7 protein-coding genes are annotated in these 8,591 nt (G+C 49.9%); 6 read left to right on the top strand and 1 reads right to left on the bottom strand.

Going from position 1 to position 8,591, the window contains the following annotated elements; translation table 11 throughout:
- Positions 1–172 precede the first annotated feature (172 nt).
- The 5 genes from pedF to ABYW01_RS08110 all read left to right on the top strand — a co-directional run bounded on the left by pedF (position 173) and on the right by ABYW01_RS08110 (position 5,508).
- Complete coding sequence (gene pedF / locus ABYW01_RS08130; protein ID WP_372831977.1) at positions 173–616, top strand: cytochrome c-550 PedF; 444 nt, start codon at positions 173–175, stop codon at positions 614–616.
- Positions 603–1,514 (top strand): substrate-binding periplasmic protein, encoded by a 912-nt coding sequence (locus tag ABYW01_RS08125; RefSeq protein WP_372831976.1) that lies wholly within the window; start codon positions 603–605, stop codon positions 1,512–1,514. The genes pedF and ABYW01_RS08125 overlap by 14 nt, the downstream gene beginning before the upstream one ends.
- Before the next feature lie 33 nt (positions 1,515–1,547).
- A complete protein-coding gene (locus ABYW01_RS08120) occupies positions 1,548–2,321 on the top strand; it encodes a quinoprotein dehydrogenase-associated SoxYZ-like carrier (RefSeq protein WP_372831974.1) in 774 nt (257 codons plus the stop codon).
- 12 nt (positions 2,322–2,333) lie between these two features.
- A complete protein-coding gene (locus ABYW01_RS08115; protein WP_372831973.1) occupies positions 2,334–3,281 on the top strand; it encodes a quinoprotein relay system zinc metallohydrolase 1 in 948 nt (315 codons plus the stop codon).
- A 460-nt stretch (positions 3,282–3,741) separates the two neighbouring features.
- Positions 3,742–5,508, top strand: a complete 1,767-nt coding sequence (locus ABYW01_RS08110; RefSeq protein WP_372831972.1) for a PQQ-dependent methanol/ethanol family dehydrogenase — start codon at positions 3,742–3,744, stop codon at positions 5,506–5,508.
- Between the two features lie 272 nt (positions 5,509–5,780).
- Here the strand turns inward: ABYW01_RS08110 and ABYW01_RS08105 are convergent, their stop codons facing one another.
- Positions 5,781–6,608, bottom strand: a complete 828-nt coding sequence (locus ABYW01_RS08105) for an HDOD domain-containing protein (RefSeq protein WP_372831971.1) — start codon at positions 6,606–6,608, stop codon at positions 5,781–5,783.
- A gap of 401 nt (positions 6,609–7,009) precedes the next feature.
- Between ABYW01_RS08105 and ABYW01_RS08100 the strand changes: the two genes are divergently transcribed.
- Positions 7,010–8,530 carry an aldehyde dehydrogenase family protein gene (locus ABYW01_RS08100; protein ID WP_372831970.1) on the top strand — a complete coding sequence of 507 codons (1,521 nt, stop codon included), beginning with the start codon at positions 7,010–7,012 and terminating at the stop codon, positions 8,528–8,530.
- Positions 8,531–8,591 lie beyond the last annotated feature (61 nt).

Raw genomic sequence — 8,591 nt, 5'->3', positions numbered from 1 at the left:
TGACCCTCCTTTTTAGTTCTCTTTTTTTAGTACTAAGGGACTACTTTTTGAAAGCCAAAGTACAGTTCTGAACCCCCCTCGTAACAGCATATTATTTTAGTCATTCTGAGTGGTAACTAGGTGAAGGAAGAATCGCCGCTCAAGCAGAATTATAAAAACTAGGTGACTGATAATGGCAAAACAGAAAGTGCTGAGTGTAGCTGCGGCTGCGATGACATGTTTGATGCTGTCGGGACAGGCAATGGCGCACGGTGACGTGACCCCCCAAGGCGTTGATACCGGTAACCTAACACCGATAGGTGAAGAGTGGGTTGACGAAAACCCGTACCGCGGTACTGATAACAAAGATAATGCAGAAGCGATCACCATCGGTTCCTCTGCATATAACCAGAACTGTGCACGTTGCCACGGCCTGGAAGCGATCTCTGGTGGTATTGCACCAGATCTGCGCGAGCTGGAATCTGATTACGATGGTGATGAGTGGTACATCTACCGTGTGCGCAACGGTGCGGTACGTGACGGCGCAGTATACATGCCGAAAATGGCCGATTACCTGAGTCAGGAAGCACTCTGGGCGATCCGTACTTACGTAGAATCTCGTCGTGCTGAGATGTAATCTTACGGCGTTTCTGCTGGTTACCTGTCTGGCGTTCGCCGGGCAGGTACAGGCGCGCTACTACGATGATGTGATCTCATCGGGATATATCTCGATTGGTCTCTACCGCAATTTCCCCCCTTACTCCTTCGAACAAAATGGTCAGGCTGTGGGTGTCGACGCTGAAATCGGCAAACGCATCGCCAAAGCCATGGATCTTGAGTTCCGCCCCCACTGGATTACACCCGATGAAAATCTGGAAGATGATCTGCGCAATAACGTCTGGAAAGGCCACTATCTCGATAAAGACGAAAGTCAGCCATTAGCGATGAAGAAACTGGCTGATGTGATGATGCGTGTGCCTTATGACCGTGAATTTGCTTTCCGCCAAGAATCCACCGGTGAAATGGTGAATGAGCATGTGGTGATGTTTGGTCCCTATCAGCGTGAAAGCTGGCGTATCGCTTTTGATAGTCGAAAGATCGAAGAGGTCTCGACGGTTGCTGTGTTCCAGTATCACCCGATTGGTGTCGAGGTTGATAGCCTTCCTGCATTTTATATGGTGTCTGCGTTTGGCGGCCGTATGCGCAATCAGGCCCATCATTTTACCAATGTGGATGAAGCCTTCGGCCATATGCAGAAAGGGAAGGTGGATGCCGTAATGGGCATGCGTGCCGAGATTGATTGGCAGCTCTTTCAGGCGAAAGACCCAAGTTTCCGTATTGGTGAAAATGGTTTCCCAATGATGGGCAAGCAAAAGTGGGATCTGGGTATGGCGATCAAGAGCACCTACCGCCAGCTGGGTTATGCGGTGGAAGAGGTGGTTGATCGGATGATCCGCACTGGCGAGATGGAAAATATTTATCAGCAGTATGGCCTGACATATGAACTTCCCGGGCTTTATCAGGACGTGAAGTAGAGCCCGCTGAACAAAGATAAAGGATTACGGCGCGTGAAAATAAAAACAATATTCACCCTAGGTCCAAGTCTGCTACTCAGTGTTCTGTTGTCGGCCCCTCTGCAGGCCAGTGAGCCGGTGGCTGATCCGTTGAGTTCAGTGATGTGGGACTACAATCGCCAGATCTTTCTGGGTGATACGCCCTATGTGTTTGATGATCGGGTGCGCGTCGGTGTGCCTGATTTTGCTGAAGACCCCACGCAAGTCCCCGTTGATGTGGATGCCAGTGCGTTCGCAGGTGATGTCCAACGTATTGTTGCCTGGGCGGATCTGAATCCGATTCAGCATATATTTACCTATTACCCCCATCCAGATGTCGTACCCAAAGTCTCTCTGAGGATCAAGGTCCAGCAATCGACACCCGTGCGTGCCGCTGTGTTAACCAAAGATGGCGTTTGGCATGTGGGTGGCAGTTTGTTGGCGGCATCCGGTGGTGGCTGCACGACGCCAAGTGTGGGCAACGCAGATCCATACTGGGAAAGTCATCTCGGTGAAACGAAAAGTCGAGTATTTCAGTTGGCTGATGCCAGTCGTTATAAGTTCCGGGTGATACATCCGATGGATACGGGGTTGGTCGGATCTATACCGGAATTCTTTATCCAGCAGGTGGAGCTGCGTGACACGCGCGGTAGCGCACTGGTGCGGATGGAATTGTCCCCGCCCGTGAGTGAAAACCCGGTGATTACTTTTGATGTGGCGAAGCAGGATGCAGAACACCATCTGTGGTTACGGGATAACAACGGCAATGAATTTGAGAAAGCGTTGTAGGGGGATAAGACGATGAATACAGTAAATCGGTTGAGTCTTATCGCGCGCAATGCAGTTGCACTTTGCCTGCTGATGACGGCAATGGTTGCTCCGGCTGCTTCGCTGGAATATCAGATCAAACCGCAACTGATCGCCAAAGATACCTATCTACTACAGGGCAAGATGCAGGATTTCAGCCGCAAAAATGGCGGTAACATCATGAATACGGCGTTTGTGGTGACCTCTGAGGGCGTGGTGGTATTCGATACCGGCCCGTCTCTGCGTTATGGCAACGCAATGTTGGCGGCGATCAGGCAGGTGACTGATAAGCCGGTACTGCACGTATTTAACAGCCATCAACACCCTGACCATTTTCTCGGTAATCAGGCTTTTTCCGGGGCCAAGATCTGGGCATTGCCTAAAACGGGTGAGCAGATTGCTCAGAACGGCAACGCCTTTGCAGAAAATATGTACAGAATGGTGGGGGATTGGATGCGATCTACCGAGGTGGTATTACCCACTGTGCCGCTAGAGGTCGATAGCTTGGTTGTGGGGGGGCATCGTTTTCGTTTTTACCCTTTCAGTGGCCATACCGGGGCTGATCTGGTGATGATGGATGAGACTACCGGTGTTATGTTTGCTGCGGATATGGTGTTTTTTCAGCGTATGCTCACCACACCGCATACGCCGGGGGTTGGAATATGGATTCAAGAACTCCGGCGGCTAGCCGATATCCCGTTTACGTTGATGGTGCCAGGGCACGGTCCTGTGGTTAAGGATACCCGCGGCGTTGATCAGATGCTTGGCTATTTGCGCTGGCTGGATACGACGCTGAAGCTGGCAGCGGAGCAGGGCAAGAGTATGCATGAGGTGATGCAGACACGCTTGCCTGATGAGGTTACGGGCATTAAATTAGGTAAGCAGGAGTTTTTGCGGAGCGTGGTGCACCTGTATCCCGGTTATGAAGAGGCTGCATTCTAAGCGTGCTGAATAGGTGAAATTTATATGTATTTGACCTTGAAATGCAGTTATTTCGACCCCATTAAGCCTCTAAGCAAACATTTTTTAAGTCGTGTTGTCATAACATCAGTACCTTCGGCGGATGTCGGTACTTAATAGATGCCACAGTACGATAGAAACGAACATGTAAAAGCATGTTGTTGTTTTGTTGCCCGCTCTGCGGGCTTTTTATTGCCTGTCATTTAGCGTCTTTTTTTGCTTTTAATCATCAAATCTGATCACGCTTTCTCCGCTGTCATTCCTTTTCAAATCCTCTCGAAAGCCTTGTTCTTTGGGGTAGTAGTACCAAGGAAGTAGAAAAGTAGTCCCGCTGTTGAATTGTCGAAAATGCGCTAAAAACCAAGAATTCATCCAAGTGTTGGGAATATTTCCCGGCCCTCCTGAACGCCCAAATAAAAACGAATCCGTAAAGGAGAGAGCGATGAGTAAATTTGCCACAGGCAAAGGCTTTGCTGTCACGGCGCTGGTTGCCGCTATGTCATTTTCTGGCATGGCAAACGCTGGTGTAACTGATAAAGATATTCTTAATGACCAGATGACCACCGATGACGTTGTGTCCAACGGTCTTGGTCCACGTGGTCAGCGTTATAGCCCACTGACTGCTGTCAATACTGATACCGTTCAAGACCTGAAGGCAGTGTGGTCTTTCTCATTTGGCGGTGAGAAGCAGCGTGGTCAGGAATCCCAGCCGATGGTTAAAGACGGCGTGATGTATGTCACCGGCTCTTATTCCCGTGTCTTCGCTGTTGACGTGAAAACCGGTGATGAGTTGTGGCAGTACGACGCGCGTCTGCCAGACGGCATCATGCCTTGCTGTGACGTAATCAACCGTGGTGTTGCGCTGTACGGTGATCTGGTGATCTTCGGTACACTGGATGCCAAGCTGGTTGCGCTGGATAAAACCACCGGTAAAGTGAAGTGGAAGAAGAAAGTCGCTGATTATAAAGCGGGTTACTCTCTGACAGCTGCGCCGCTGATTGTTAAAGGTAAAGTTATCACCGGTGTATCCGGTGGTGAGTTCGGTATCGTAGGTAAAGTTGAAGCATACGATGCGAAAACCGGTAAGATCGCCTGGAGCCGCCCGACTGTTGAAGGTCACATGGGTTACATCTGGAAAGATGGTAAGAAGGTTGAAAACGGTATCTCCGGTGGTAAACCGGGTCAGACATGGCCGGGCGACCTGTGGAAAACAGGTGGTGCAGCAACATGGTTGGGCGGTACATACGACCCTGAAACTGACCTGATGTTCTTCGGTACCGGTAACCCGGCACCATGGAACTCACATCTGCGTCCGGGTGATAACCTGTTCTCCTCCTCTCGTCTGGCGATCGATCCTGATAACGGTAAGATCGTATGGCACTTCCAGACTACGCCAAATGATGGTTGGGATTTTGACGGTGTAAACGAGCTGATCTCCTTCGACTACAAGGATGGTGGTAAAACCGTTAAAGCGGCAGCAACCGCTGACCGTAACGGTTTCATGTATGTCCTGAACCGTGAAAACGGTGACTTCATCCGAGGTTTCCCTTTTGTAGACGAAATCAGCTGGGCGAAAGGTCTGGATAAGAAAGGTCGTCCGATCTACGTTGATGAGAACCGTCCGGGTGACCCTTCTGCCTCTAAAGATGGTAAGAAAGGTAAAGCTATCCGTGCTGTACCATCCTTCCTGGGTGGTAAGAACTGGATGCCAATGGCGTTCAGTCAGGACACTGGCCTGTTCTACGTACCATCCAATGAATGGGCGATGGATATCTGGAACGAGCCGGTTTCCTACAAGAAAGGCGCAGCGTACCTGGGTGCAGGTTTCACTATCAGCTCTCTGAACGACGATTACATCGGTGTTCTGCGTGCAATGGATCCTAAGACCGGTAAAGAAGTATGGCGCTATAAGAACTACGCTCCATTGTGGGGTGGTGTTCTGGCAACTGCGGGTAACCTAGTTTTCATGGGTAACCCAGAAGGTTATCTGATGGCGTTTGATGCGAAGAACGGTGAGATGAAGTACAAGTTCAACACCGGTTCTGGCATCGTTGGTTCGCCAATCACTTGGGAAATGGACGGTGAGCAGTACGTATCCGTTGTTTCTGGCTGGGGTGGTGCAGTACCACTTTGGGGTGGTGAAGTGGCTAAACGCGTTAAGCACCTGAACCAGGGTGGTAGCGTGTGGACCTTCAAACTGCCTAAGTAAGCTGATCTGACTGATAGATCTTCAGGTATCTGAAAGGGTGCCTGATTTGAAAAGCCGCTGGGTTTTGCCTGCGGCTTTTTTGCGTTTTGGGTTTCAGAATAGTAGCAAACTGTCCGCTTAATTACGGGTCCGGTTGTGTGATACAAAATGGATGTTGCTGTTAGGGGCCGCTGCTACGGTGAGACGGTGTAGCAGCGTGGTTTGGATTACAAAGGGAAGCGCGGAATAAACTTCGGAAACGATGTCTGTCAGGGGGGGGCTCGTGCGCGCTCTCAGGTTTCCAACATCATCAGAATGTCGTCACGGAAATCGAAAAAGTCATAATCACAGATGCCCATGAAATTAAGGATCGGTTCCAGATCACTAATCAACGGAACGTCCTGTTTCCTCACCCGCCAGTAAGTGCGGTATTTACGGCTTATCTCTTTGGCAAGAAGCAGAATGCAAAGTTGAGTGCGTACCTCGTCTTGATCATCCTTTAGTGTGATGAATTCTTTGTATTCTGGTTGCAACCTGATTGCTTCACAGGTTATTTCTGGAAGATTCCAGGATTTTGTCAGGGCGAACCCCAGATCGTAATGGCTGATACCATACTGTTCCAATTGTGCCAGATGGAGACCGGAGATGCTCTCACATGGTATGGACTGAAGGAATTTTTTGTAGCCATCAAAATTGTGCATCATCAGCGGTAATCCGCAATCGTGCAGCATACCCAACGTGTAAGCGTCGTCAGCATTTACGTTCGGAAAACGTCGGGCCAGTATGGCGCAGATCTGTGCGACATCCGCACCGGTGTCCCAGAAGCGCTCCAGTGGTCCCAGTGTGGATAAACTGTTTCGCAGTGCTGCCAGGCGTACGATAGTAAAAACGCGATTGATACCTAGCAGGGTGACGGCGTGTTCTAACGAGGTGATTTTACGGGCAAGGCCAAAATACGGTGTATTGACGGTTGCGAGTACGCTGGAAAATAGTGCGATATCTTGTTTCAGTACCTTACAGATCTGATCGACATCGATGTCCTGGTCGTTCATCAACTTATTGAGTTGAATAAGAATTTCAGGGCGGGAGGGAATAAAGTAACTATCAGGGGTGTGGCTCATTACTGTCGTCCTAGATGAGTTCCATTGTGCATTCGGATGACTACTCAATAATTACATAGTGCGGTTGAGATCATGCACTGTCAACGCTTATCCAGCATTCTTAGACATATAGACTTAGGCTGATTTCTGGCGAAAATTCAGCAGCTGAACTACATTTTCTGCTCTGCTTTTTTATCGGCAGAATCAATGATTTATTTAGGGATAAATACGCAAGTACGCAGCAGGGAGCACGCGTCCTCTTCTGGTTGTAGCACACAAAAACTACTACTAAGTGAGTAAATTTTGTGTGCCAAGGGATGATACCTGTCTCTCGGTCCTGCTCGCTAATATGAAACGGTGTCTTAGCAATCGGCTCGCTATCCAATTCAAGAGCTGGTCAATAACAAGAAGAGGCTTACAAGATGATTTACGCACAGCCAGGAACAGACGGTTCAGTTGTTTCTTTTAAACCCCGTTATGGAAACTTTATCGGTGGCCAGTGGGTTTCTCCGGTTAAAGGTGAATACTTCACCAACACGACGCCTGTCACTGGCGCGGATGTTTGTGAAATCCCTCGCTCTACAGCTGAAGATATTGAGCTGGCTTTGGATGCGGCGCACGCAGCGAAAGCAGCGTGGGGCTCAACATCCGTTGCTGAGCGCTCCGGTATCCTGCTGAAAATTGCAGATCGCATTGAAGAAAATCTGGAAATGCTAGCCGTTGCTGAAACGTGGGATAACGGTAAAGCTGTACGTGAAACGCTGGCAGCAGACGTTCCTCTTTCCGCAGATCACTTCCGTTACTTCGCAGGTTGTATCCGTGCACAGGAAGGCTCCATCGGTGAGATCGACGAAAATACCGTTGCTTACCACTTCCACGAGCCTCTGGGTGTTGTGGGACAGGTTATCCCTTGGAACTTCCCGCTGCTGATGGCTGCCTGGAAACTGGCACCAGCACTGGTTGCCGGTAACTGTATTGTACTGAAGCCTGCTGAGCAGACCCCAGTATCTATCCTGAAACTGATGGAAGTAATCGGCGATCTGCTGCCACCGGGTGTGTTGAACGTTGTTAACGGTTTTGGTGCAGAAGCAGGTCAGGCACTGGCGTCCAGCACGCGTATCGCGAAAATCGCATTCACCGGTTCTACTCCGGTAGGCTCGCACATCATGAAATGTGCTGCTGAAAACATCATTCCGTCTACGACTGAACTGGGTGGTAAGTCTCCAAACGTATACTTTGAAGACGTTCTGGATCAGGAAGACGAGTACGTAAGCAAGTGTATCGAAGGTGCGGTACTGGCTTACTTCAACCAGGGTGAAGTCTGCACCTGTCCTTCTCGTTTGCTGGTTCAGGAATCTATCGCTGACAAGTTCATCGAGAAAGTGATCGAGCGCGCTAAACAGATTAAACGTGGTAACCCGCTGGATACTGACACCATGGTCGGTGCGCAGGCGTCTCAGCAGCAGTTTGATAAGATTCTGGGTTACATGGATATCGGCCGTGAAGAAGGCGCTGAGATCCTGATGGGTGGTTCCGTAGAGCAGCTGGATGGTGATCTGAACAGCGGTTACTACGTGCAGCCAACGCTGATCAAAGGCACCAATGACATGCGTGTCTTCCAGGAAGAGATCTTTGGTCCGGTTGTTTCTGTAACAACCTTCAAAGACGAGGCAGAAGCGCTGGCAATCGCAAACGACACTGAGTTCGGTTTGGGCGCTGGTGTATGGACCCGCGATATGAACCGTGCTTACCGCATGGGTCGTGGTATCCAGGCCGGTCGTGTATGGACGAACTGTTACCACTTGTACCCGGCTCACGCTGCATTCGGTGGCTACAAGAAGTCCGGTGTAGGCCGTGAGACGCACAAGATGATGCTGGAACATTATCAGCAGACCAAGAACATGCTGGTTAGCTACGACATCAACCCACTGGGCTTCTTCTAACTCAGGATGGTTGGACCAGCGGATGTTATCCGCTGGTCCGCAGTCTGATCCTATCTCTCTT

It is taken from the genome of Pontibacterium sp., assembly GCF_041587635.1.
In the GTDB taxonomy this organism is placed as follows: domain Bacteria; phylum Pseudomonadota; class Gammaproteobacteria; order Pseudomonadales; family Balneatricaceae; genus Pontibacterium.
This window is presented reverse-complemented; position numbering and strand designations above follow the sequence as displayed.

Excerpts from the sequence above, each read along its gene's own strand:
- pedF (WP_372831977.1), top strand. The coding sequence starts at position 173 with ATGGCAAAACAGAAAGTGCTGAGTGTAGCTGCGGCTGCGATGACATGT.
- ABYW01_RS08115 (WP_372831973.1), top strand. The coding sequence starts at position 2,334 with ATGAATACAGTAAATCGGTTGAGTCTTATCGCGCGCAATGCAGTTGCA.
- ABYW01_RS08110 (WP_372831972.1), top strand. The coding sequence starts at position 3,742 with ATGAGTAAATTTGCCACAGGCAAAGGCTTTGCTGTCACGGCGCTGGTT.
- ABYW01_RS08105 (WP_372831971.1), bottom strand. The coding sequence starts at position 6,608 with ATGAGCCACACCCCTGATAGTTACTTTATTCCCTCCCGCCCTGAAATT.
- ABYW01_RS08100 (WP_372831970.1), top strand. The coding sequence starts at position 7,010 with ATGATTTACGCACAGCCAGGAACAGACGGTTCAGTTGTTTCTTTTAAA.